Origin of the sequence: uncultured Shewanella sp. (assembly GCF_947491715.1) — a bacterium.
Classification (GTDB): Bacteria; Pseudomonadota; Gammaproteobacteria; order Enterobacterales; family Shewanellaceae; genus Shewanella.
In genome coordinates this window covers 117228-143383 of the sequence record NZ_CANLKR010000004.1, presented here as the reverse complement: position 1 = coordinate 143383, position 26156 = coordinate 117228, and the positions used below count along the sequence as shown (strand labels likewise).

Genomic DNA, 26156 nt, shown 5'->3' with positions numbered 1-26156 from the left:
AGAGAAGTAACATGCCAAATAATAATACCATCAGCACTCATCCCATTATGGGAGAGCGCATCCCCATTAAACAAGTATCGACGCCATCAAACAAAATTCAAATACGTGAACAAAAAGGCTATTTTCAGCGAATTAGAACGGGGATGAATAGTCTCTTAGTATTACTATTTTTGCTCACTCCCTTTGTCTCCTATCAAGGAAGACAAGCTATTTTATTTAACATTAGTGAGCAACAATTTATTTTTTTTGGCACTACATTATGGCCTCAAGATTTCACTATTTTAGCTTGGATTTTTATTGCTGCTGCTTTCTTATTATTTTTTGCCACCGTATTTTGGGGCAGAGTTTGGTGTGGCTTTCTTTGCCCACAAACCGCTTGGACATTTATGTTTGTTTGGGTTGAAACCCGTTTGGAAGGTAGTCGCAATCAAAGAATAACATTAGATAGAGCCCCTTGGTCTTTGAAAAAAGTGTATAAACGTGTTGGAAAGCATCTTTTGTGGGGCATTATTGCCTTACTCACAGGCTGCAGTTTCATCGCTTACTTTATTCCAGCACGTACCCTTTATCCTGAAATATTGACCTTCACTGGCAGTTTTTGGGTCACCACTTGGGTATGGTTTTTTGCACTTTGCACCTATCTCAATGCTGGTTGGATGAGAGAGCAAATGTGTCTACATTGCTGCCCATACTCACGTTTTCAATCTGTTATGTTTGATGCCAATACAAAAACAGTGACTTACGATGCCACTAGAGGTGAATCTCGTGGCCCAAGAAAACGCAAACAAGTGACAGATTTAGGCGACTGTGTGGACTGCCATTTATGTGTGGATGTATGTCCAACCGGTATCGATATTAGAAATGGGCTCCAATATGAATGTATTAATTGCGGCGCATGTGTTGATGCATGTAATCAAACCATGGAAAAATTTGGTTACGCCCCTAATTTAATTAGTTACATTAGCGAAAATAGCCTAAAAAACACCCCTAAACCTATTTTTACTTCATTAAAATTTATTGGTTATGGTATTGCCAGTTTAATCATGTTCACTGTTATTGGCTTAGACATAGCCAACCGAGATAATATCCAATTAAATGTGATCCGTGATAGACAAAACCTGTATCGTGAAACCTTAGACAGCCAAATTGAGAATAGTTATACACTCAAAATCAGAAATAAAACGCAAGAACGCCGCCAATATCAAATATTCATTGATAATGAACATATCTATCAATTAGTGGGTAATACAAAAGTTATCATTCTTCCTGGAGAGCAGCTGGACTACCCCATTACTGTACTTGCCAAGCAAGATAGATTAAATGCGAGTCGCAGCCCCATTAATTTTACCATTAGAGAAATGGATGATGTAGGCAGCAAGAATAATTGGGTTTCTCAATCATCCAATTTTTTTAGCCCATTATAATCTAATCAATACGCAGGTTAACTTGGCTTTAATCTGCGTATTCACATAAAACTGATTGTATCTCACGCTTTCCTCATCGGCAGAACTCATTTCAATCACCTCCTCCCCCTTTAATTTAGTATCAATACTCAATTTATCATTGACTTAATGACTATTTTAACTTTAACCTAAATGTTAATACTATGTAGAAATAATAGGGAAAAATGAAATGCCAACGCTTAACGCTTCCCCCCTAATTCAAGCTGCTTCGTATTCTTCATTGATTCATTTAATTGAAGAAAGCTGCTCTCGTTTCGGTGATAAAACGGCATTTTCTTGTTTAGGTCTCGATGTCAGTTTTAATGATATTGAACAATATTCACGTCAGTTTGCCGCCTATTTACAACAATATACAGAGCTTAACATAGGCGATCGTATAGCCATTCAACTACCTAATATTACTCAATTTGTTATCGCTGCCTATGGTGCTATTCGCGCTGGTTTAGTCTTAGTGAATACCAACCCTCTTTACACTCAAAGAGAAATGTTACACCAATTCAATGATTCAGGAGCCAAGCTTCTAGTAACCCTCTCAGATAATATCGATAAGCTCGATTATATTCTTCATCATACGTCAATTGATGCGGTGATCACCACCCATCCATTGGATCTCATCGCACCTCAAGCTCAGCCCCAATGTGATTTTAATCATTTTCATTTTATGGATGCGCTTAAGGTCGGGAAAAAACATTTATTACAGCCAGTATGCGGCTCGCTCAAGCAATTAGCGCTTTTACAATATACAGGAGGCACAACAGGCGTGTCTAAAGGAGCGATGTTAAGTCACGGAAACTTGATTGCCAATTCAGTACAAGTTTACGACAGGCTCGCTTCACGGATAAATGAAGGCGAAGAGATTTTTATTGCTCCACTGCCTATTTATCATATTTATGCGTTTATGGTAAATCTCATCCTTTACTTTGAAAAAGGCGCTTGTACTGTCCTCATCCCAAACCCCAAAGATCTTCCAAACTTCATACAAACACTCTCACAATTTCCATTTACCGGTTTTGCAGGTCTAAACACTTTGTTTGTGGGACTTTGTCAACAAGAAGATTTTAAAACCTTGGACTTTAGCAAACTCAAACTCACGATTTCAGGAGGAACGGCTCTCACTGAATTTGCGGCCAAACTTTGGTATCAAACCACTGGTTGCCAAATTTGTGAAGGTTATGGACTCTCTGAAACATCACCCGTCATATCATTAAATACACCTGGATATGAAAAAATAGGCACCATAGGCCAGCCTCTGTTAAATACTCAAATCCTTCTTTTAGATGACGATGAACAGAAAGTAAGTCATGGCCAAGCAGGTGAATTGGCTGTTTCAGGCCCACAAGTTATGCTTGGTTATTGGCAACAAGAAAATGAAACCAATTGGGTCATGACACAAAATGGTTTCTTCAAAACCGGTGATATTGCCATTGCCCTTGATGATGACTTTTTTCAAATTGTCGATAGAAAAAAAGATGTAATCATCGTTTCAGGCTTTAACGTCTACCCCAATGAAATTGAAAATGTTTTATCCCTTCATGACGCTGTTTTGGAATCAGCGGTGATTGGAGTTGATGATGAACGCTCAGGTGAAAAAATCAAAGCTTTTATCACTTTATCTTCTTCGGTCAATCCTACTCCCGAAACTTTAGTCAGCTTAAAACAACACTGTGCAGATAACCTCTCTCAATATAAACTCCCAACTTTATTTGAGTTTATTGATGTATTACCTAAATCAAGTGTAGGTAAAGTGTTGCGTCGCTCACTCAGATGAAGCAATTAAACATGCTCAGGAAAATAACGCGCTCCTGAGCATGTTCAATACCGAAACTCAATCGTTTTTCAGATTAATATTGTAATACCGAAGGCGTAAAATTGTCGATTTCCCCCTGCGCATTTAAAGATAAAACCCAAGTTCCAGTTATATCAAACCCAGATGAATAGCCCGAAATAACAAGTTGATCGTTATTCATTTCAATGACTGAAAAAGCCTCATCATTACCTAAGCCTCCATAATAATGCGCCCAGTTTTGATTTCCCTTTAAAGACAGCCCTAATACCCAATAATCAGTCACTCCTGCCATATGACGCTTATCGCTTTTTCCGACCGCAACAATATTACCTAGAGATGTCACAATCACATCATTAATTTGACTAACAACATTTTGCTCCTCATCTTGAGACCAGATGAAGTTTTGATGCATTTCAGTTTCATCGATACTAAAGTTCGCGATCCAACTTTTACTATTTTGTCCTATTTGGCCTGAAATAATGACATCTTCATCTTGAGTTAACGCAAGTCCAGTCACTCTAGCGTCATCCAACTCTTTCTCTAATAGATGTTCAGCCCAAATTTCTCGGTTTTTCTCATTCTTGCCACTTATCTTAACAATGGAAGCCGTATTTTCACCAGTCTCTAATACGCTTTGCCCAGCAAGAATAAAATCACCACTCGCTAATTCCACTACATGATGAAAAACAGTGACATCCTGATCCATTACATGCTGCCACTTTACTTTACCTTTATGGTTCATTTTAATCACTAGACCTTGCCCTGCTTGAGTCGCTCCAACAACCAATATTCCTCCATCATGTGTCCCAATGGCATGGCGCAATTGTTCATCGGCTGCAAAAGCATGCCAAGAAAGAAGCTCCCCTGAATGGCTAAAAAAGGCCATATGCTGCTCATTCACATGGTGCCCTTCCACCAGCAAGGCATATTCACCATTCTTCTTCTCAATAATAACCTGACCTGAAACCATACCTCCCAGTTCATCATTTTTTTCACTGAAAGATTTAGCCCAAAGTATGTCAGGTGTAGGGGTGAGATGATAAACAAAGTCATAAACAGGATGTGCAGTCTCACTTATTGTCATATCAGACATAATAGGAAAACGCGCCTCTCCGGTGATTAACATATCTCCTTGGCTAGTTTTTAAGAGTTTACCGCCGTAAGTCCCTTCAATGACTTGACTCCAAGTCTGTGCCAAACTACCAAATGAGATCATAGTAATAAGGATCAGCAGCAAACTTAGGTATTTTTTAAAATTAACTTTCTCACTTTGGCGACTTTTCAGCTTCCATGAATATGGTAACAATGACAATTTAAACATAAATATTCCAATAGGTATTTTATACTGTCATTTCTCCAATCAACAGAACTTAATATCGAGAAAATAAAGTATAAAGCAACGGTTAATTAAAATTGCTATTTTTATCCAATTAAGATCCATAGCGTAATTTAAGCTGCAAAATATAATGCATTCCTCCCATTCATTCACCATTAATGTTGCAAGTAAATGTTTAGAATATTCACTCACTATTAACCTTCCCTTTGTTAATATTACCTAAAATAAAAAATGGGGATTATTCTGCCTGCGATTACTTTCATCACTCAGGTTCTTTTTCAGCATGCTTAAGTCTATTCCGGCGGTAATTTATAAAAAGCTAGCCTACACTTTATTCGTACCAATAAAGGGAGAACGTCTTATGTCTTGCTCAAACAGTCACACCCATCCAGATCATATTCATGGCCCACATTGCGGTCATACCGCTATTCGCCACGAAGATCACATTTGTTATGTTCACGGTGGACAGTTACATCAACCCCATGAAGATCATTACCATGATCATATCATTGAAGTCACCAAAGCGAATCCAGATCAATGTATTCCAACACACGACTGTGGTAACCATGTCCATGGCCCCAATTGTGGCCATGAAGCCATTCCCCATGGCGACCATATTGACTATTTAGTCAATGGCAGGTTACACCATGTTCATAATGGCCACTGTGATGATCATGGCCCTATTGAAATCGTAAAAGATTAAACATTGGGTTATTCAGGGTAAACTCAACATACTGTCACTCAGGTCGTTAGCTTAGCAAGTATTGATTGATCATCTCGTCATAGATGACAGCCTTCCATGTCATTTAATAAACCTTGAGTATTCACTCACTGAATAACTCTAAATGCATCTATGACTTGTTCAAGGAGGTCTGATTGCTGTATTTTAAATACAACCCAGCCTTATCATAAAAATGACAAACGACTCTATATGACATCTTCTGTATCGAATGAAACAAAAAACCAAGCTCTCAAAATGGCCAAAGCTACTCAAAAACCAGGACAAACAAAAGAGCAGACTAAATTGATTGCCCAGGGCATTGAAAAGGGGATCAGTGAGTATAAAAAACAGCAAAAAACCAAAGCACGCGATCGGGATAAACAGCGTAAACAATCTTTAAAAAAAACCGAAATAAACAAAACACCCAATGATATTCAGCCAACGTCTAATAAACCGTTTGTGTATTTACCTTGGCTATTATTAGGATTAAGTTGGATCGGTTTTTTAATCTACACCTATTTTTTATCTTAAACAAAAAGCCATTACCCTTTTTATTCATTCACTGGCACCTTCATCTCCTGTCAGTGTATGAATGGATCAACCATTATTCCATCGTCGCATCCTTTACCACCAGAACAGGACATTTCGCTTTGTGCACTAATTCTTCAGCCAAATTTGCATGTAAAAAATGCAAAGTGCTTGCTCCATGGTGACTAGCAAGAACAATCATTCCTACATCATGCTCCGCCGCTTCTTCTAGTATTTGTGGCGCTGTTCCACCGCTTCTAATAACGGTTTTAACCGACAATCCTGCTTCGAGCTTATTTTCTATATTAGCTAACAAAGCTTGCATTTTTTCTAGCGAATAAGCTTCTAAATGATGCTCTAACTCTTCAGGAGTCTCGACAATAATGCCATAATTATGTTTACCATATGGGCTACTCATTACATGCAACAAACGAATATCCACCTGATATAGATTAGCCAGTTCTATCGCATATTCTAATGCATTTTCTGCTGTTTTCGAAAAATCTGTTGGGCATAGTACTTGACGAGTACGCATTATTTTTTCTCCTATCCGGTTCCCAAAAACACTTAATATTTGCTTACCACATCTTTGATATTAGCCATAAAGTATGATTAATTCACCCCCTAATTAACATTCAAATTTCAAATTTACATTCGGATCAGTTGATCTTTAGTGGTTAAATTACGTTAAGTTAAACGTATTTTAATCATCGCAACGGCAGGAGTGCTCCCTAGTGATCTAAGCTCTCTTTTTAAGCACAGAGCTTCCAACAATAAGTAAGACACGTTTAAGAAAGGATAGATAAAAAAAATAAACTGCCATAATATAAACTGACTAATCAGTCAGCTGTTTGAAATATACAATTTAACAATACCAATGTGTGCGACATACAAATTTAAAAGGGAATGATAATGAATATGGTGATCAATGAAAAAGCAGTGACACTTAAACAAATATTAGATACTCAACGCCGTGATTTCAATGAAAGCCCAATGCCATCATTAGCCGTACGAATAGCTCAACTCAAAAAACTTAAAGCGGCATTACTTGATAATAAAACAGCCTTACAAGATGCTTTATGCGCTGATTTTGGTCATCGCTCACTCGATGATAGTTTGATAGCAGACATCCTGCCTTGCATTAATAATATCAACTACACCATCAAAAACCTTAAAAAGTGGATGAAACCGAACCGTCGTCACTCAGGATTGTTATTCATGCCAGCTAAGCTTCACGTCCATTATCAACCACTGGGAGTCATCGGGATTATTTCCCCTTGGAATTTTCCAGTGATGCTCTCTATTGGTCCATTGATCACAGCGATTGCAGCAGGCAATCGCGCCATGATTAAATTGTCTGAATTTACCCCAGCAACAAATGAACAACTAACAAAAGTATTAAGCAGTGTATTTGACAGTCAACATGTAGCTTGCGTGCAGGGAGAAGCGGATACCGCGGCTGCATTTTCAACCTTACCTTTTGATCATTTACTCTACACAGGTTCAACCACTGTCGGGCAAAAAGTCATGGCCTCAGCGGCCAAAAACCTCACTCCAGTCACCTTAGAACTTGGAGGAAAATCTCCTGTCATCATTGCTGAAGATATGCCAATAGACATGGCTGTTGAGCGACTCATATATGGAAAGTGTCTTAATGCGGGTCAAATTTGTGTCGCTCCTGACTACATATTGGTACCCAAACATAAGCAACAAGCCTTCATTGATGCCTATAAGCAGCAATTTAAACAAATGTATGGTGAGGTTAAACATAACAAAGATTATACCAGTATCGTGAATACTCGCCAGTTTGAACGACTTCAATCATTACTGACCGATGCTCAAGCAAAAGGGGCCCATATTGAGAGTGCTAATGACGAAGAGATTGATACTGATACTCGAAAAATGCCAACACAACTCATCACTCGAGTCTCCAATGAGATGGACATTAGTCAAGACGAAATTTTTGGCCCTTTACTGCCCATTATGCCTTATGAAAGCCTTAATGAGGCCATTGAATACGTTAATGACCGTCCTCGCCCTTTAGCTTTATATTTAATGAGCTTAAAAAAGACCACCCAACAAGAAGTATTAACACAAACTCACTCTGGCGGTGTTTGTATTAATGAAACCGTCTTTCATGTCGCCGCTGATGATGCCCCTTTTGGAGGAATAGGTCCTTCAGGCATGGGGCATTATCATGGCAAAGAAGGGTTTCTTACTTTCAGCCATGCTAGGACTGTTCTTAGTCGCGGTAAATTAAACACTGGAAAATTCGTCCATCCACCTTATGGTGGTAAAATAGGCGCTCTCATACTCAAAATATTTTTACGTTAGCCATTCATATGTCCAAACTTATGCCCAAAGCAACGAAAAAACAATCCATACTGGATACCGCCCTTGTCTTGTTTGTAAAGCAGGGCTTTTATGGCACATCCACAGCACAAATAGCTAAACAGGCTGGAGTCGCAACGGGCACACTTTTTCATCACTTCCAGTCAAAAGATGAATTAATGAATCAATTGTTTCTATCGATAAAACAAGATTTTGCCAAGAGCATATTCAATAATCAGCAAAATTCAGATGATTTAAAACAAGATGCCAAGCATCTGTGGTACACCAGTATTCAATGGGCAATAGACAACCCGCTTAAACAAGCCTTCTTTCAGCAATATTCTTTATCTGCTGTGATCCCAATGGAGATTAAACAGCATGCAATGAACAGCACGTTACAGCTTATTGGCGATTTAATTCGAAAAGGACAAGAAGCAAAACTGCTGGCTAAACATCCGTTAACACTCATGCAAGAAAGTTGTCACGGGCAATATTTAGCCAGCACTCGTTACTTTTTAGATAATCCTGAAAAATGGCAAGATATCAATTATAGACAGTCCAGTTTCGAAATACTTTGGCAATCAATAGCGGCTTAACAAGGAAGCAAGATCACCCTTTCAAAAAGAAATAAATATCCGTTTCCAAAGCTGATTCAGGCACGTCAGTCACATAATTTTGGTAACAAAAAACACAAGGGTGATCGGCTAACTCTTCCTTTGTTGAGGGCAGCCAATGCTGATACATAGCATATACTGTTTGCTCAATCGTATCATGGGAGCCAAAATGTTTCGCAATGGCCACTCGCCCACTCGGTAGAACACATTCCGTCACCTCGTGATCAGCACTAAGTCCCTTGTCATTCTGAATCACTCTTCCAATATCACAGCGAAAAGCCTCACTGTTTGTGGTTTTTGGATCGTCATAGGCAATTGTAAACACCTCACCCGCCTTAGGCTGACCTAATTGATTACGCTTTGCCCAGCTCACTAACTTTTCAATTGATTGCGGAAAAGCACTGGGGCAGCCTCTATGTTTAACCACGGCCAAACGAGCGCCCTCAAAAAAGCATATAGTTGGTTCTATCATCATATTATCCTTAACCGTTATCGCATACGGCATACAGTCCCACAACAGCCATTTTGACGCTTTTCTAAATTGGCTTGGTGTTTGACCACACACAGCTTTAAAGGCTCTAGAAAAGGCTTCATGGGACTCAAAACCCGCACACAATGCAATGTCTAAAATAGACTTATCTCGACTGAACAATAATTGATTCGCCGCCCTTTTTAATTTCAACCAGCGAACATATTGATGTAAAGGTAAGCCATTAATCGCGGTAAACAAACGATGAAAATGGTATTGAGACAGATGCACTCGCTGACTTAATACTTCAATAGACATATCTTGATCAAAATGCTGATCAATATACTCAATCACTGTGTTGATCCGTTGTTGATTATCCATTTATTCCATCTCATTATTGACCGCTTAAAGACATCATAAAACGCTTCCTATTTCACTTCTTGACCATTCTTGCGCTATTTACCCTTATAAAACAAAAACCACTGAAAGGATCAGTGGTTTTTGTTGTTGATAGAAGTGATTAAGCTTAAAAGATTACATCATCGCTGATAAATCACTTCAACATCATAGTCATCATCGTCAAAGTCATCATCATCGAGATCATCGAAATCCGCATTCTCAGCATCTTGACTGTCTTGATGATAATTATCCCACTTAAATTCAACTTCCGCTTCAACATCCACCTCTTCTTCAGGTGGTAGCGCATCAATGAAATCAACAAGCTTAAGGCTTAGCGCTTCTGTTCCTTCACGGTTATAGGCTGAAATGGTAAACACTTCACCTTTCCATTCGAGTTCAGAAACAATGTGATCAATACGCTCTTGCAATTCCTCTTCCAGCATTAAATCGGCTTTATTAATCACCAACCAACGCGGCTTGCTTGCAAGTTTTGGCGAGTGCTTCTCAAGTTCTTTGACAATCGCCCGTGCGGACTCAACTGGGCAGCTTCCATCAATGGGTTCAACATCAAGAATATGCAACAATACTCGGCAGCGCTCTAAATGCTTCAAAAAGCGAATCCCTAATCCAGCACCTTCAGCAGCGCCTTCAATAAGACCTGGAATATCAGCAATAACAAAGCTTTGCCCATGCCGTGGATTAACTACACCTAAATTAGGCACTAATGTCGTAAACGGATAATCAGCCACTTTAGGCTTCGCTTTAGAAACCGAACGGATGAAGGTCGACTTGCCCGCATTAGGCATGCCTAACAATCCAACATCAGCCAATAACATCAGTTCTAATCGTAAACTGCGCACTTCACCTGGCGTTCCTAAGGTTTTTTGTCTAGGCGCACGATTAGTACTGCTTTTGAAACGGGTATTGCCTAAGCCATGGAAGCCACCTTTTGCCACCAGCATTTTTTGATTATGCTGAGTCAAATCACCTAAGGACTCTTCCGTTTCTTCATCGATAGCTCGGGTTCCAACAGGGACTTTTAATATAAGATCACTGCCGCCATGACCTGTACAATCACGACCTCGCCCATTTTTACCACGCTCTGCACGGTGAAAACGTTCAAAACGATAATCTATGAGGGTGTTTAAGTTTTCATCCGCCTGAAGGTAAACACTACCACCATCACCGCCATCTCCACCATCAGGCCCACCATCAGGCACATATTTTTCGCGCCTAAAACTCACACAACCACTACCACCGTCGCCTGCTTCGACTCGGATCACGGCTTCATCGACAAACTTCATATCCACTCCTGGCACAACAGAATATAAACATTATACTTCGTTACTCACTCTGTGACCAAATAACAGTTTTATTGCTATACAAAAACAAAAGCCCCACCAATGGCGGGGCTCTTTCAGTCATTTGCGCTTAACGCTACAAATTAACCTTCGATGCTAATGAACTTGCGGTTCTTAGGACCTTTAACTTCAAATTTCACTTTACCATCTGTTAAAGCAAATAAAGTGTGGTCACGACCGATACCAACATTAACACCAGCATGGAACTTAGTACCACGTTGACGAACAATGATGTTACCAGCAAGAACGGATTCACCGCCAAAACGCTTTACACCAAGACGTTTACTTTCTGAATCGCGGCCGTTACGAGTAGAACCGCCAGCTTTTTTATGTGCCATGAGTTAGACTCCTAATTAAGCGTTGATAGCTGTAATTTTAACTTCGGTGAACCATTGACGATGGCCCATTTTTTTATCGTGGTGCTTACGACGACGGAACTTAACGATTGTTACTTTCTCATCACGGCCGTGGCTAACAACTTCAGCAACAACCTTACCACCTTCAACTAAAGGTGCACCTACGTGTACTGTTTCACCATCAGCAACCAAAAGAACTTGATCGAATTCGATAGTTTCACCAGTAGCAACTTCTAATTTTTCTAGACGAACTGTATGGCCTTCAGCAACACGATGCTGCTTACCACCACTTTGAAAAACAGCGTACATAGCTATTTTACTCCAAAATTTCTAGCACGCCGCTCAATAATGTTGAGATCGGGGTGCCACAAAAGCTTTAATGACAATGGTCGCGGAGTTTACGCTAAGAAGGCTTAACTGACAAGTCTTAATTCCTAAAGAATAAAAAAAGAGCATTATTCGGTATTCTTTCTCATTCTCATGCTGTCTTGTACGTTAAATTTAGGTAGAATCCCATTATCCTATTTTATTTGAATCTAGCATTGCGTTGCTTCCATATTATTGCAGCCAATCGAACCAGAGTCTATTTATGGATTTAAACGCCATTCGACATCTTGCTGATAATGACATGCAAGATGTTAACCAATTAATTTACAAACAGTTAAAATCTGATGTAGCCCTCATTAATCAACTAGGTGTCTATATTATTAATGGTGGTGGAAAGCGTATGCGCCCACTGCTTTCTATCCTTGCGTCTCGCGCAATGGGGTACCAAGGTGAGGATCACTTGAAGCTTGCCGCCATTATAGAATTCATTCATACCGCTTCTTTACTGCATGATGACGTTGTAGATGAATCATTGCTAAGACGCGGACGAGAAACCGCCAACGCTTTATTTGGCAATAGCGCGAGTGTGCTTGTCGGCGATTTTCTTTATACCCGTTCATTTCAAATGATGACTGAATTGAAAAGCTTAAAAGTACTCGAAATCCTTGCAGACACAACCAATATTTTAGCTGAAGGCGAAGTATTGCAATTAATGAATTGCAATGATCCCAATACCAGTGAAGCGGATTATATGCGGGTCATTTACTGTAAAACTGCAAAGTTATTTGAAGCCGCAACTCAGCTGGCTGGTGTTATTGCAGCAAGCTCTGACGCTTCACAAACGGCCCTTGCTGAATATGGCAAGTACTTAGGAACCGCTTTTCAACTCACAGATGATTTGCTCGATTACACAGCGGATCCTGAAGAATTAGGTAAAAATATTGGTGATGATCTTGCAGAAGGAAAGCCGACATTGCCTTTAATTTATGCCATTACACATGGCAGCGAGCATGAAGTCGCCTTAATCAAAGAAGCCATTGAAAAAGGAGATGGTACCGAGCATATCGATACTATTTTAGCGGCACTAACTCGCTGTGGAGCATTAGAATATACAGAAAAAAGAGCACAAGAAGAATCTGAGAAAGCTATTCAGGCTTTAACGGGTATTCCAGATTCAGATTACAAAAAGGCACTGATTTCATTAGCTCAAATAGCTGTCGTCCGTAAATATTAACTCAGTTAACTTGTTAACGTTTAACGCATTACGAATATAAAAATGGCGCTATAAAGCGCCATTTTTATATTTATACCCGTGATACTCAATTGGACACTTATTTTACAAAATCAATACCCAATTCGATATCACCTTTTAAGGTATCCAGCATACTATCGCGAGCATTCGCTTCAAAAGCACTGACGTCACCATAAGCTAATACTTTCTCTACCCCTTGCTTACCAAGCAAGATAGGTTGAGCAAAAAACGATGCATGCTCACTGCCACCATCAACATAAGCACATTCAACAACATTCGGCTCACCTTGCAAACCGCGCACTAACGATAGACCAAAACGACATGCTGCTTGACCCATAGATAGAGTCGCACTTCCGCCACCCGCTTTAGCTTCAACAACTTCTGTACCTGCATTTTGAATACGCGTAGTCAGTGCTGCCACTTCTTCATCTGTAAAGCTCACCCCTTCGACTTGTGAAAGCAAAGGTAAGATGGTCACACCGCTATGTCCGCCAATGACATTCACATTCACATCATCGACATTTAAACCTTTCGCTTCTGCAATAAAGGTCTCAGAGCGGATCACATCTAATGTTGTGACGCCAAATAAGCGACTCTTATCATACACACCCGCCTTTTTTAATACTTCAGCCGCAATGGCAACTGTGGTATTAACCGGATTGGTGATAATACCAATTAACGCCTTAGGACAGTTATCTGCACATTTTTGAACAAGATTTTTTACAATTCCCGCATTGATATTGAACAAGTCTGAACGATCCATACCCGGTTTGCGAGCAACGCCTGCAGAAATAAGCACAACATCTGCATCAATCAAGGCTGCAGAAGGATCTTCTCCAGCAAAACCTTTCACATCAACATCTGTTGGGATATGACTCAAGTCAACGGCAACACCTGGCGTTACGGGGGCGATGTCATACAGCGATAATGCAGACCCTGCTGGTAATTGTGTCTTCAGCAGTAAAGCTAATGCTTGACCAATACCACCTGCGGCACCAAGAACGGCAACTTTCATAGTTTTCTCCATTAATTCTCTGATAGTGTGTAAACAAGAACAATTTTAATGCCGTCACCCTACTGGATTAACGGCAAAAGTTCAATTATTCTAGCGTTATGTTTATTTAAAATAAGGGTTACCAAAATAAAACAATTGAGTTACAATGAAAAAACAAAAATAAATCACTAAAAAAACATAAAAAGCCTTATTTGCTATCCCTCCCCCCCCCCCCCTCACTTTCATTTATCTACACTCTGCTGAAATGCATTATTATTCACAAAAACCGAATAATTGTTGACAAATGGTGCAGTAATACTCAGAATAAAGTGTATTTTTGAATAAAGAATAATAATATGATGCAAGTAATTAGAAATCAGGATGAACTTGTTAAAACTTTTAAAGCCATTTTAAAAGAAGAGCGTTTTGGCTCACAGAGTGAAATAGTGAATGCATTGCAAGCCGAGGGCTTCAGTAATATCAACCAATCCAAAGTCTCACGCATGCTGAGCAAATTTGGTGCAGTGAGAACGCGCAATGCCAAACAACAAATGGTTTATTGTCTGCCTGCGGAATTAGGTGTGCCCACCGCCACTAGCCCATTAAAAAACTTAGTACTGGACGTCGATCATAATCAAGCCATGATAGTGGTAAGAACCAGTCCAGGGGCAGCGCAATTGATTGCCCGTTTATTAGATTCTATCGGTAAACCTGAAGGCATTTTAGGCACAATAGCAGGTGATGATACCATTTTTATCACTCCTTCAAATATCCAACATATTGAAGATACACTGCAAACAGTTAAATCATTATTTAATTATAATGATTAACGATTAAAATAACAGGGGGCGAAAATAATGCTTGAACATCATTTTAGCCCTCTACATTCAATGGTCACTCTGACTTAATTTTGTGCCAACATAAAATCTAATGATGGGGCGAAAAAAGATGAGCCTGTGATGGCTTGGGTAAAGTGCATCAAATGATCATGATTACCTTCTTTATCACCTAACATCATACTTTCCAGCATTTTTTCGAAGTTAATCGCATTTTCGCACAGTGAAATAAACATCAAACCTTGCTCTTTCACTGAGCCAAAAGGCATACTTTGTCGTAAAATTTCCCGTGACTGACCTTGTTCATCTTTTAGGCTAACCCGCTTGATGTGACTAAATAGCGGCTTATCTTCTGTAGCATATTCAATATTATCCAGTTTCGTTCTGCCGATAATATCTTCTTGCTTTTTCTGAGGAAGTCGGTTCCACTTACTTAAATTATGCACAAATTTTTGTACGTGCACATAACTTCCACCACAAAAATTTGGCTCCCTCTCACCGACTAAAGCCACCTCTTGTCGCTTCCTACCATTAGGGTTTTCAGTTCCATCGACAAAACCGGTCAAATCTCGGCTGTCCATAAAACGAAACCCCCTTTCTTCTTCAACAAGTTCAGCTAACCCATCAAACATCTGGTCCACTTCATTGGCAACTAAATGTAAAATATCGAATCTATCACTGCGAATATGCACAAATAAATCATATTCCAAAGCAGGTGCTTCTCTATTACCTTCGTGTATTGCAGGAAAAGGCTTTAACTGTTCTGGACGAAGATCGCCATACAGATTTTCCCAATAATTAGCACCGATGGCAATAAAGCCACTAAAGGCACTATCAACATATTTATCTGCTAACTCATATAAATATTGAGCAACATTAGCAACACAGGGACGCAGCTGAGACTCAACATTTTCATTTGCATTGAGCATTAAATAAATACTGTGTAAATTGCCTTCGGCACAAATTCCTAACTGCTCGCGAGGCATTGCCTGACTCTCCATCTCTCATCACCTTTATAACTAAATTTTTGTTCCAACTGATCCGTAAGTTCGTTATTGAATAAGATAATCAAACTCAAGTAACCAAATAAAATAACAACAAATGATCACCAATATTTTTCCATCGTGATCTGACCCGGCACACGACGTAAATTTTTCGTCAAGCCTTTCGCTTTCAATACCTCAACAGACTCTGAAATCATTCCAGGATTTCCACACAGCATAACCTGAGAATGTTCTGGGCTCAGTATTGTTCCCGCCATTTTTTCTAGATTACCACTCTCTAACGCATCGGGAATGCGTTCCGATAATGCCCCTGAGACATCTTCTCTTGTCACTGACAAAATTAACCTAAACTGATCTGAATAAGTTGATACTAAACCTTGTAGTTTTTCAAAATAAGCTAGATCTTGCTTCTCTCTAACACCGTAAACCAAAATCACTTTTTTAAAACGTTGCCAAGGCTCTTGTGTATCCATAATTGAAATGAAAGGCCCAACGGCAGTACCTGTCGCTAGAAACCATAGATCAGATTGCGTTTGTTCTTCCTTTGGCAACTCATCTAATGTCATAAAACCTGCAGCCGTCGTTGTCACCTCAATTTCATCCCCAGCCTCTAACAAATGCAAACGAGGTGATAATTGGCCTCCATCCACAGCAATCGCTAAAACCTCAAGATACTGAGAGTCAGGACTATTAACTAACGAATACGCCCTAGCAACCCGCCTGCCATCAATCAATTGGCTTAATTTGATAAACTGACCAGCAATAAAAGGAGAAAGCGTTGATTTTATTTTTAATGTAAACAACTTATCATTCCAATCAATGCGCTCGACAACTTGACCTGTAGTCCACATAATCACCTCATAAGATGAAAAAACAAGAATAACCAACACAAACGTTAACATAGTCTTGGGAGTAAATGTAAACACACCAACAAGCAAGCAAGACTCATGTTCCCGCCATTTAAACACTCACAAAAAACAAAATCACTACACACAAAGTCCGTTACAGTATATAACTTCAATGAATACAAAAAAAGCAGTGAATGGAACCACATAAAGAAAGCTTTATATTGTGTATGAAAAATGCTTAAATAGCGCTATAAATGATTGTATCGTTCGATAGAAGAGCTACAGCATGAAGGATTTAAGGCAAAAAAAACAGGCTATATATTTTAGTTGCAGGAGTTGCAACCATATGTTCATCATTGAAGGAGAAAAAATATGTTACAAAGAGGGAAGAATCGTAACCTTGACACAAGCCCTCCCTTCTTCACAAGCTAATTTACTCTGCAATTACTGGAAATTAGGGAAAATAACCTAATCACTGACAACAGAAGTAAAATCAGTCTTTAACACCGCAGAATCTTTAATTATTCCTTCCAAATTCTGAGTCACAGTGATCTTTGCAAGACTTAATCCACGGGTTGTTACTCTCATTCCAGCATTTAAATCAAAATAAACACTAGCAAGCTCATCTTGTTCTAAACCACGCTTTTTTAACGTCGCCATTATTGCTAACCAATCAGTGTTTACTTTGCTCGTTTGACCTTCAATATTAACGCGTAGGGGAATATTCTTCATTAGTATTATCTCCTCTGGATGCTTTAGGTGTCGCTTATAGTTAATCTATATTAAATAACCCAGTGATATCTACCATTAATTTATATTGAGCCTAGTTACGTCATCAATCACACCCGTCAAGCTGTAACTAAATTAGGACTTTCTTGTGAAGGTAAGCTTCCTTCTTTAATAATGCCGTTTAATGACTCTGAAGGTACCCATCTCGCTAGCGTCAGCCCACGCGTTGTCACAAGCATTCCCGCATTGACTTCACAATAGACAGATTCAAGCTCTAACTGAGATAAACCTCTTTTCTTAAGTGTCGCCATTATCGCTAACCAATCAGTATTAACTTTGGTGCCCTGACCTTCAATGTTGACTTGTAAAGGAATATTTTTCATAACCACCGCCCAAATAGCACAATTTTTAATAAAACCATATCTAAATTAATTCATATTCACACAATATGCACTCTTTTTTTTGATTTTTTAGTTAAAAAATTCGCATATTTACTCTAAAACACTTCCAATTCACCGAAAAAAACGCATAAAACAAACAAACTAAGCTTATTGTTTTATAATCTCTTTCCCAACAATATTTGTGCATCATTATGTTCAATATCTTTCAATAAAATTGTTTCAATATAAAAACAATAAAAATTACCTAAAAAAGGTTAGCCATATATGTAAAAAAAGATTTAACATTAAGTCGAATATTGTTAACCTTTGTAAAGGTTGTAAACTGTAGCTTTAAACCTCAAAAATATCGAACATTCATATTATTGAGTTAGCAAAAAAGTATTCTCACTCAGATTCAAGCAAGGGGCAACAATGTTGGATTCATCAAATATACAATACCCACCATTACCACTCATCCAAACTTGGATATGGATGATGACCCAATCGGGTAACCCTGAAATCCAAGAAAAAGGTCAAAATAACTTAATCGCATCCTTTGGAAGCTTAGCAAAAGCCAATGACTATTTACTGAGCCAACGAGCCTAAGAACATTCGATTATAAAATTAAAAATAAACCCTTATATGGAGGTATAAAAATAACCTCCATAATCCTCTGACTTTACCCTCTACGTTCCAAGATACTGTCATTAAGTGTTTTTAATAATACTTCTGTATCATCCCAACCAATGCAAGCATCCGTAATGCTTTGACCATAACAAAGTGATTGACCTGACACGTGATCTTGACGTCCTTCAACAAGATGACTTTCTACCATGACACCAAAAATCGCTTGTTCACCTTGAGATATTTGTGAAGCAACATTATCAGCTACCAACATTTGACGCTGAAACTGTTTACTACTATTGGCATGACTAAAGTCAATCATAATATTTTGAGCTAGACCGACTTTACTCAACTGTTCACTGATCCGCGCAACATGTTCAGCACTATAATTGGGCTCTTTTCCACCCCGTAGAATAATATGGCAATCTGGATTCCCCTTGGTTTCCACAATCGCTGAATGCCCAAACTTAGTAACAGATAAAAAATGATGTGCCGCACTGGCTGCACCAATAGCATCAATCGCCACTTTTATTGTACCATCTGTGCCATTCTTAAACCCAACAGGGCTAGATAATCCTGAAGCCAGTTCCCGATGAACTTGAGATTCAGTCGTACGGGCTCCAATAGCTCCCCAGCACATTAAATCTGCAACATACTGTGGCGTGATCATATCAAGAAACTCACCCGCTGTAGGCATCCCCATGTTATTCAAATCTAAGAGTAACTTACGAGCAGTACGTAGCCCGTCGTTAATCTTAAAACTATTATCCATATAGGGATCATTAATCAAACCTTTCCACCCAACTGTGGTTCTTGGTTTTTCAAAATAAACCCGCATAACAATTTCGAGTTGATCTTTATATTTTTCACGCAGTTTAACCAAACGTTGACCATATTCCATTGCGGCTTCAGTATCATGAATCGAGCAAGGTCCGATAACCACAAGCAAACGATCATCTTTTTTTGCTAATAGATTATGAATATTTTCTCGAGCATTAAATACTGTAGCAGATGCGTTCTGTGTCGCCGGAAATCGTTCTAAAATAGCAATGGGGGGCAACAGCTCTTTAATCTTATTAATACGAACATCATCATTTTGGTAATACATGGTCAGTAATTAGCTCCGCTTAACCTATTAAATAGGATCTCTTAATAATATAACGGCTATAAACTATCGAGTATCCATTCACATTGCAATAAGGTTAAGTCTTTTTTAATTAATATCTAACATTTCAGATGGTTATATAAAAATCAACTTGTGTTAAAAATGTTAAAACAGGACATTAAACTTACATAAACAATCAAAAAACACCATGTAAAAACATTTAGTAAACATTTAAAACAATATTGGAACATTTTAAAAATTATTTAGCTTAATAACAAACCTTGAAATAATGCACAAGCCAAGTGAATTCATTAATAAAATAAGCCCTCTACACATATAGCTAAATCAATATAAAATGACATACTCAACTGGAATGAAAAGTGATTTAGGCTAGACGAATTGTTGAAAGCATAGTCATTCTACGTCAAGCCATTTGCCAATAAAACTAAAAAATACTCAATAACTTCTATACTTGATACAGCTTAAGATTAACTCAACATAAGCCTTTGATAAGTGAATCAACCAAGATGCTAAATTACATGAAAAATCGACAAATATTTCGTTGGTACTTATTATTATTGCCTACACTTTGGGGGATCTTATTTCTTGCTGGGCACCTTTGGCAAGTTAATCCAGAAAAAGGCTACCACTTTTCAATAATGATCTGGGGGTTACAAGCCAGTTTAATGCTACTAATGATAGTATTAAGTGGATATTTTTTTAGCCGAATGCTCATCGAAAATAAAAAGGTAATCACTGTACCGAACAAAGCAGCGACAAAACACCTAATTATAATTCCCTGCTTTGAAGAACCCATTGAAGTTATCCAACAGTCTATCGAATCCATACTCAAACAAACAATTAATGCTCAACACAACATTATTCTGAACATCAGTTTTGAAGCTAAAAGCCCCAATCTCAATGCCTCGAAACACACTTTAAAGGGTAAGTATGAAACGCGATTCTATTTATTTAACATCACGGTCCATCCAAGTGATATTGAAAATGAAATACCAGGAAAGTGCAGTAATGAACGTTTTGCGGTAAAACAAGTTTTAGCCATGATCCACAAGCTTCCCCATGATTTCAATCTCAATCATATTCTTTTAACCGTTATGGACTCAGATACACTTCTACATCGTCGATATTTAGAGTATATCGCCCATGACTATGAATCAATCCCAGAGACCATTGGAGAGAACGCCATATGGCAAGCCGCATTATTCTATAACTGGAATCTCAATCAAGCACCTTTTTTTACAAGAATAACCGCACTTTTTAGAACAATTTGGATGATAGGTTTCAATATACCTTTCCAAGTCCATTCAATGAGCGTTTATTCGTCGTCGTTAACATTATGCATAGACAATGACTTTTTTGATCCCAATTATCAAATGGAAGATATGCACTATTTTGTCTCCACGATGAATACTCGCAAAGGTAAAGTTCGGTTGCGCCCTGTTTATTTACCTGTTATTTGCGGCCCGACTTCAGGTGATAATTGGCAGGAAGAATTAAGTGAGTGGCACCGACAGACAAAAAGGTGGAGCATTGGCGCATTTGAAGTATTTCATTACATTTGCACTAAAGCCTTCAACATGGGACTAATGATAACAAGTCGCTTAACGCTCACAATGACTTTACTCTACGGTATCTTTCAAAGCATTATTTTTTTTGCGACATTAATCGCCATCCCGATTTGGCATCATTATCAGCATACAAATAATCCTGAAATTTGGTATGTTTTGGGCCTGATCCCATGGATTTTTATTGTGTGGGTCTTTTGTATTGATAGCCTTTTTATCCATTTCTTTCATCTTGAAAAAGAAAAGGTGGGTTTATTGCGTAACCTCATTCATATATGTTTAACCCCCTTTGTTTTACTGTCTTATAACCTCATATCATTTATTTCACTCCATAATTTAGCTATCAATGGTAAGTCTGTTTGCAAGCACGATCCCTCTGAAAAATCACACCTCAACCGACTCAAATAATGAACTATCAATACACTTTATTTAGCCTTTACTTATTAAGGTTAAATTAAAGTTAAAAAAAGCAAAAAAATGACTAAACTCATTCACTTTACTGCCGATATGCTTATATATTCACGTGATTTTACACGAGTAAACATACCGATGGAGTCCTCTATGAAAATGAATGTCGCTACACGTGTAATAGGAGGGTTTAGTGTCGTCACTTTATTATTGATTATATTAGGTGCTGCCGCTTTACTCACCAATAATAAGCTAAAAACCAGTACCAGTGTGCTACAAAATGTCAGCATTCCTGCTTTAAAATCAAGCCACACTTTATCCAGTTCGCTTTTTCTTCAAGAAAAACAAAACATCACTGCTTTTTATAGTCAAGATTCCAATAAAATCAATGCTTTTTCTGCTCAATCTGAACAATATTACCAACAATTTACTCGAGAATTAAAAGCATTAGCAGCTCAAGTCAAAAATGACACTCGCTTTGATAATATTTTGGCCGACTTGAACAAAAATTATCAAGCATTCAATGAAAATAGTCGACGCCTACTGACCACTCATAAAGCCACACTGCTAACGAAAGAACGCCTTTTGGAAAAAATGGATACCATTGAAAATACAGCAGACGATACTGCCTCCTATTTACTCGATTTAATCGATTTTGAGATCAGTGACGATCCACAAGAGCAACAAATTGCTTCGATAGCCAGCAGCATCGATACTGGATTCAGCGGTATTGTCAGTACCAGCTATGACTTACTACAAGTTAAAGATCAAGCTAAATTTGATACCATTCAAAAAGAACTCACCTTTATCGTGAGTGACACAAAGAATAAACTAAATTACTTATCGGAAACATGGGGACACATCATTGATACCGATGTCATCCGCAAAATAAATGATGAAGCCATAGTATTATTTGCCCTCATAGAAGGTAACAATTCTATTTTAATGCTCAAAAGCCAAGTCCTTGAAAGTCAGCAGTCAGCTAATAACTTATTTTCTCAGATAGAGCTAGAATTGAGTAATACAGATGAGTCAATGAAAAAATTGACTTATGCGATTGAGTCTATGTCTCAAAAAGTCAGCCTTACAGCCATTGACAATATTCACTCAGCCAGTGTCAATACCCTTATTTTAGGGATCATAGCCATCATAGTGTCCATCATTGTCAGCATTGCTGTCATTTGGCCATTAAAGCGCTCACTGAATAATGTTAATCAAGCTTTTAATATTCTCGCTTCAGGCGATTTAACTCATAAACTCAATGAAGAAGGCCACGATGAATTCGCTAAACTATCAAGAAATTGTAATCGCTTAATCGACAGCCTTCGCCAATTAATAGAAGGCATTTTACATCGCTCAGATCAACTTGCAGCTGCGGCAGAGGAAACCTCCGCTATCACAGCGCAAACAACAGTTGGGATCCAAGAACAAAAAAATCAAGTCGACCAAGTTGCAGCTGCCACAACTCAATTACATTCCAGCGCACAGCAAGTCACGTTAAGTGCCAATGCCGCTCTAACCGAAATAAAGGCCGCCGATGATGAAAGTCAACATATGAGGCTCATCGCCGATGAGAATAAACAAACCATTTTAGCTCTTGCTGATGAGGTTTCAAAAGCGGGTAAAGTTATCAATCAATTACATGCTGATAGTGCGTCTATTGGATCAATTTTAGATGTGATCCGTGGCATTGCCGATCAAACAAATTTATTAGCATTGAATGCTGCCATTGAAGCTGCACGAGCAGGAGAACAAGGAAGAGGATTTGCTGTTGTCGCCGATGAAGTAAGAAGTCTCGCCTCTCGCACACAAGATTCCACACAAGAAATACAGCAAATGATCGAAGTGCTTCAACAAGGCGCAGAACACGCTGTATCAGTAATGGAGCTGGGTAAAGAGCAAGCCAACTCATGCGTTGATAAGACAGAGCAAGCCAATAATGCATTAGAAAGTATTAGCCATGCTGTCCATAAAGCACATGATTCAGGGACTCATATCACTCAAGCAGCAGAAGAGCAACACATCGTTAGCCAACAAGTATCTGAAAAATTAGAACATATAGCATCTATATCAGAAGAAACTGCAACAGGTGCGGATCAAACGGCCCAATCAAGCCATCAAGTTGCTCAGCTTGCGGAAGAATTACAAGCCTCTGTGAAAGAATTTAAAATATAACATCACCACTGAACATAAAAATACCGAACCTCAATTCGGTATTTTTATGTTACTCCGGTTAACTACCCGCTATTCTAGCCTCAATGGCAGAAGTGATATTACTCGATGTATAACCTTTTGCTTTCGCCCAATCAATGATGGTTTGACCATCTGCTTCAACAGATTTCAACTCTTTCACTGACAAGCGTTTAGCGACAAAGGTACCGATTTTATCAGCTTTAGCATCCAAAGCCGTTCGCAACAAACTTTTTCCATCACATGAAATACCAGAATAAATATTTCGTAACTTTAAGCGGTTTTCTTTTAACTTCTTCCGTAAACGATTTTTATCATCACTCTTTACATAGTGACAAATATTGGCAGCCAATTGTTGTGGATCGGCTTGAACTGGGGCGGAAAATGAAGACACTACAATCAACGAAGCCATAGCGGTAGGTAACAAACGCATCGGGCACTCCCTTATCTTATTTTTATTAACCCAAAGAAAGCACGAAAGTCGTACTGACTAATCCTTTGAATACAATGTTAAACTGATACAATTTAACATTTTTTAACCATATTGATAAAGGAATATTCTAATCCATGACTATTTTTTTCATTAACTCGACTCACTTCTGTCCAAGAACCATCATTCCAATAAGGAAAAAAGGTATCACCTTCAACTTCAAGATTAATTTCTGTTAGATACAAACAATCAGCTTTTGGTAACATCGCCGTGTATAATTGCCCACCACCAATAATCACCAATTCATCGCACTCTTTTACTGAGCGGATAGCGGCCTCAATGGAATCGACAACAGTGATCCCAGCTGCTGAAAAATCTGCTTGTCTCGTGATCACAATATTTTGCCTACCTGGTAAAGGGCGGCCTATAGACTCAAATGTTTTTCTCCCCATCACGATAGGTTTATTTATTGTCATGGCTTTGAAATGACGAAGATCTTCAGGCAAATGCCACGGCATTTGATTATCTTTCCCTATCACTCTGTTTTTCGCCATCGCTGCAATCATAGCGATTTTCATAATATGCTCAATGTTGACTCATTCAATTAAAGGTGATCTTACCTACAAGATAACCGAAAAGACAAGCCCAAGAGGCTCATTTATGTCGATTTTCTCAATAACAAACATAACGCTATCGTCAGTGCAGTAGGTAGTAACCACGTCAATGCTTGCGCTTGAAGTGGCATAAAAGATAAAAAGTGAAAAGTCACGCCAATGTTTGCTAAACCATCGACACAACTAAAAATAAAGGTCACTCCTACAATCAAACAATGTGAAAAAGTCGGTCGTGAAAAACGGGACGTTAAAAAAATGGATACGATAAGAGCAATAGCAACAGGGTAAATAACACGTAAAATCGGCTCACTCATCATAATTAACTCCGGTAAGCCGACATTGGTCACAATAATACAAACAATGGAAAAAAGAATCAGATAACTCGTATATGAAAGCATTGGTAGTTGTTCATTAAAAAACTCAGCGCAGGCACCAAGCACGCCAACAGCAGTAGTAAGACAAGCTAAACTAACAACCATTGACAGTAATATTAATCCCCAATAATGAAAATGCTGAGTCACATAACTCGTTAATACTTGCCCTCCATCATTGGGAATATAGCCTAAATCAGTAGACGTCGCCCCTAAATAAAACAGTCCAAGGTAAACAAAAGCCAGCCCCATTGCCGCAATCAAAGCCCCACGAACTAAATAACGCTTTTGCATCCCTTTTTTATTTATGCCTTTCTGATGCAACACATCAATCAATAAAATACCAAATACTAATGCCCCTAACGCGTCCATGGTATTATAACCTTGCAAAACTCCACTGATGAAAGGATTGGATTGATAATCACCTTGGGCATTCTGTAGAGGAATACTGGGCAATACCATCACAGCAATAGCTAAACAAAGCAGCAGAATAATCATTATCGGCGTAAGAGTTTTTCCCACAGTATCGATTAACTTACCCGGTGATAATGCAAAAAATAATACCAAGATAAAAAAAACCAAGGTATATAAACATTGAGCGAAGTTTATATTTAGTCCCCAAACATTCAATTGAGGTAAATGTTCTCCAAGGAAAGGTAAAAAGCCAATATCATAGGCAACTAATGCCGTACGAGGGACAGCAAATGCAGGACCTATAATAATAAAAATCAAAAAAGATAAAAATGTTGCTACACTTTTTGGTAACAAAGCAAAGACTTGTCCATTGGATTTAGCCACAGCCATTAATGCCAATAAGGGCAGTCCCACACCTGTCAGCAAAAAACCAAACATAGCTAACATCATGTTTTTTCCAGCCCAAAAGCCAATAAAAGGTGGGAATATCAAATTGCCAGCACCAAGAAAAAAGGCAAAAGTCATCAACCCAAGAGCTAGCGTATCTTTGCGGTTTAATTTATTAGTGCTCACCTATGACTCATGATAATTGAAAAACCCTATAAACACTGTAGCAGCAATCGCTCTTTAGTGGTTTAAAGGAGTATAGGAAATAAATCTCTATCGATAAAAAAGCCCTA

At 38.5% G+C, this 26156-nt stretch carries 26 protein-coding genes; 11 read left to right on the top strand and 15 right to left on the bottom strand.

What is annotated here, in order from left to right:
* Positions 1–47: 47 nt before the first annotated feature.
* A complete protein-coding gene (gene ccoG / locus Q0779_RS05930; protein WP_298770596.1) occupies positions 48–1424 on the top strand; it encodes a cytochrome c oxidase accessory protein CcoG in 1377 nt (458 codons plus the stop codon).
* A gap of 208 nt (positions 1425–1632) precedes the next feature.
* Positions 1633–3231, top strand: coding sequence for an AMP-binding protein (locus Q0779_RS05925; protein ID WP_298770504.1), 1599 nt, complete (start codon positions 1633–1635; stop codon positions 3229–3231).
* Between the two features lie 73 nt (positions 3232–3304).
* Here Q0779_RS05925 and Q0779_RS05920 read toward each other — a convergent pair whose 3' ends face one another.
* The gene (locus Q0779_RS05920) at positions 3305–4570 is read right to left on the bottom strand and encodes a hypothetical protein (protein WP_298770503.1); all 1266 of its coding nucleotides are present in this window, start codon (positions 4568–4570) and stop codon (positions 3305–3307) included.
* Positions 4571–4946: 376 nt separating this feature from the next.
* Here Q0779_RS05920 and Q0779_RS05915 point away from each other — a divergent pair, with 376 nt between their 5' ends.
* Both Q0779_RS05915 and Q0779_RS05910 read left to right on the top strand, forming a co-directional pair.
* Positions 4947–5288 carry a hypothetical protein gene (locus Q0779_RS05915; protein WP_298770501.1) on the top strand — a complete coding sequence of 114 codons (342 nt, stop codon included), beginning with the start codon at positions 4947–4949 and terminating at the stop codon, positions 5286–5288.
* Positions 5289–5516: 228 nt separating this feature from the next.
* Complete coding sequence (locus Q0779_RS05910; RefSeq protein ID WP_298770499.1) at positions 5517–5837, top strand: DUF2956 domain-containing protein; 321 nt, start codon at positions 5517–5519, stop codon at positions 5835–5837.
* 73 nt (positions 5838–5910) lie between these two features.
* Here the strand turns inward: Q0779_RS05910 and Q0779_RS05905 are convergent, their stop codons facing one another.
* Positions 5911–6369, bottom strand: coding sequence for a universal stress protein (locus Q0779_RS05905; RefSeq protein ID WP_298770497.1), 459 nt, complete (start codon positions 6367–6369; stop codon positions 5911–5913).
* A 377-nt stretch (positions 6370–6746) separates the two neighbouring features.
* Here Q0779_RS05905 and Q0779_RS05900 point away from each other — a divergent pair, with 377 nt between their 5' ends.
* Together Q0779_RS05900 and Q0779_RS05895 are read left to right on the top strand one after the other, a co-directional pair.
* Positions 6747–8168 carry a coniferyl aldehyde dehydrogenase gene (locus Q0779_RS05900; RefSeq protein ID WP_298770495.1) on the top strand — a complete coding sequence of 474 codons (1422 nt, stop codon included), beginning with the start codon at positions 6747–6749 and terminating at the stop codon, positions 8166–8168.
* An 8-nt stretch (positions 8169–8176) separates the two neighbouring features.
* Positions 8177–8761: a TetR/AcrR family transcriptional regulator gene (locus Q0779_RS05895; RefSeq protein ID WP_298770493.1), complete on the top strand. Its 585-nt coding sequence runs from the start codon at positions 8177–8179 to the stop codon at positions 8759–8761.
* A gap of 13 nt (positions 8762–8774) precedes the next feature.
* Here the strand turns inward: Q0779_RS05895 and Q0779_RS05890 are convergent, their stop codons facing one another.
* The 4 genes from Q0779_RS05890 to rplU all read right to left on the bottom strand — a co-directional run bounded on the left by Q0779_RS05890 (position 8775) and on the right by rplU (position 11673).
* On the bottom strand, positions 8775–9629 hold the full coding sequence (locus Q0779_RS05890) for a GyrI-like domain-containing protein (protein WP_298770491.1): 855 nt from the start codon (positions 9627–9629) through the stop codon (positions 8775–8777).
* Positions 9630–9787: 158 nt separating this feature from the next.
* On the bottom strand, positions 9788–10951 hold the full coding sequence (gene cgtA / locus Q0779_RS05885) for an Obg family GTPase CgtA (protein ID WP_298770489.1): 1164 nt from the start codon (positions 10949–10951) through the stop codon (positions 9788–9790).
* Between the two features lie 140 nt (positions 10952–11091).
* Positions 11092–11346, bottom strand: coding sequence for a 50S ribosomal protein L27 (rpmA, locus tag Q0779_RS05880; RefSeq protein WP_012141302.1), 255 nt, complete (start codon positions 11344–11346; stop codon positions 11092–11094).
* Between the two features lie 15 nt (positions 11347–11361).
* Positions 11362–11673, bottom strand: a complete 312-nt coding sequence (gene rplU / locus Q0779_RS05875; RefSeq protein WP_298770476.1) for a 50S ribosomal protein L21 — start codon at positions 11671–11673, stop codon at positions 11362–11364.
* 280 nt (positions 11674–11953) lie between these two features.
* Between rplU and ispB the strand changes: the two genes are divergently transcribed.
* On the top strand, positions 11954–12925 hold the full coding sequence (ispB, locus tag Q0779_RS05870) for an octaprenyl diphosphate synthase (protein ID WP_298770474.1): 972 nt from the start codon (positions 11954–11956) through the stop codon (positions 12923–12925).
* 97 nt (positions 12926–13022) lie between these two features.
* Here ispB and mdh read toward each other — a convergent pair whose 3' ends face one another.
* Complete coding sequence (gene mdh / locus Q0779_RS05865; RefSeq protein WP_298770472.1) at positions 13023–13958, bottom strand: malate dehydrogenase; 936 nt, start codon at positions 13956–13958, stop codon at positions 13023–13025.
* 338 nt (positions 13959–14296) lie between these two features.
* Between mdh and argR the strand changes: the two genes are divergently transcribed.
* Positions 14297–14767: a transcriptional regulator ArgR gene (argR, locus tag Q0779_RS05860; protein WP_298770594.1), complete on the top strand. Its 471-nt coding sequence runs from the start codon at positions 14297–14299 to the stop codon at positions 14765–14767.
* Positions 14768–14841: 74 nt separating this feature from the next.
* Here the strand turns inward: argR and Q0779_RS05855 are convergent, their stop codons facing one another.
* The 4 genes from Q0779_RS05855 to Q0779_RS05840 all read right to left on the bottom strand — a co-directional run bounded on the left by Q0779_RS05855 (position 14842) and on the right by Q0779_RS05840 (position 17737).
* On the bottom strand, positions 14842–15774 hold the full coding sequence (locus Q0779_RS05855) for a Dyp-type peroxidase (protein WP_298770468.1): 933 nt from the start codon (positions 15772–15774) through the stop codon (positions 14842–14844).
* A gap of 104 nt (positions 15775–15878) precedes the next feature.
* On the bottom strand, positions 15879–16628 hold the full coding sequence (locus Q0779_RS05850) for a ferredoxin--NADP reductase (protein ID WP_298770466.1): 750 nt from the start codon (positions 16626–16628) through the stop codon (positions 15879–15881).
* A gap of 465 nt (positions 16629–17093) precedes the next feature.
* Entirely contained in the window at positions 17094–17357 is a 264-nt protein-coding gene (locus Q0779_RS05845) for a hypothetical protein (protein WP_298770464.1), read from the bottom strand.
* Positions 17358–17473: 116 nt separating this feature from the next.
* Complete coding sequence (locus tag Q0779_RS05840) at positions 17474–17737, bottom strand: hypothetical protein (RefSeq protein WP_298770462.1); 264 nt, start codon at positions 17735–17737, stop codon at positions 17474–17476.
* Between the two features lie 429 nt (positions 17738–18166).
* On the opposite strand from Q0779_RS05840, the gene Q0779_RS05835 reads away from it, so the two are divergent.
* Positions 18167–18340, top strand: a complete 174-nt coding sequence (locus Q0779_RS05835) for a hypothetical protein (protein WP_298770460.1) — start codon at positions 18167–18169, stop codon at positions 18338–18340.
* Between the two features lie 73 nt (positions 18341–18413).
* On the opposite strand, the gene aroG is transcribed toward Q0779_RS05835, so the two are convergent.
* The gene (gene aroG, locus Q0779_RS05830) at positions 18414–19466 is read right to left on the bottom strand and encodes a 3-deoxy-7-phosphoheptulonate synthase AroG (protein ID WP_298770458.1); all 1053 of its coding nucleotides are present in this window, start codon (positions 19464–19466) and stop codon (positions 18414–18416) included.
* A gap of 536 nt (positions 19467–20002) precedes the next feature.
* Here aroG and Q0779_RS05825 point away from each other — a divergent pair.
* Positions 20003–21457 carry a glycosyltransferase family 2 protein gene (locus Q0779_RS05825; protein ID WP_298770456.1) on the top strand — a complete coding sequence of 485 codons (1455 nt, stop codon included), beginning with the start codon at positions 20003–20005 and terminating at the stop codon, positions 21455–21457.
* 153 nt (positions 21458–21610) lie between these two features.
* Positions 21611–23632, top strand: a complete 2022-nt coding sequence (locus Q0779_RS05820) for a methyl-accepting chemotaxis protein (protein ID WP_298770454.1) — start codon at positions 21611–21613, stop codon at positions 23630–23632.
* A gap of 58 nt (positions 23633–23690) precedes the next feature.
* Here the strand turns inward: Q0779_RS05820 and Q0779_RS05815 are convergent, their stop codons facing one another.
* The 3 genes from Q0779_RS05815 to brnQ form a co-directional block, all read right to left on the bottom strand.
* Positions 23691–24080 (bottom strand): DUF3718 domain-containing protein, encoded by a 390-nt coding sequence (locus Q0779_RS05815; RefSeq protein ID WP_298770452.1) that lies wholly within the window; start codon positions 24078–24080, stop codon positions 23691–23693.
* Positions 24081–24172: 92 nt separating this feature from the next.
* The gene (folA, locus tag Q0779_RS05810; protein WP_298770450.1) at positions 24173–24655 is read right to left on the bottom strand and encodes a type 3 dihydrofolate reductase; all 483 of its coding nucleotides are present in this window, start codon (positions 24653–24655) and stop codon (positions 24173–24175) included.
* A gap of 80 nt (positions 24656–24735) precedes the next feature.
* On the bottom strand, positions 24736–26049 hold the full coding sequence (gene brnQ / locus Q0779_RS05805) for a branched-chain amino acid transport system II carrier protein (protein WP_298770448.1): 1314 nt from the start codon (positions 26047–26049) through the stop codon (positions 24736–24738).
* Positions 26050–26156: the final 107 nt, after the last annotated feature.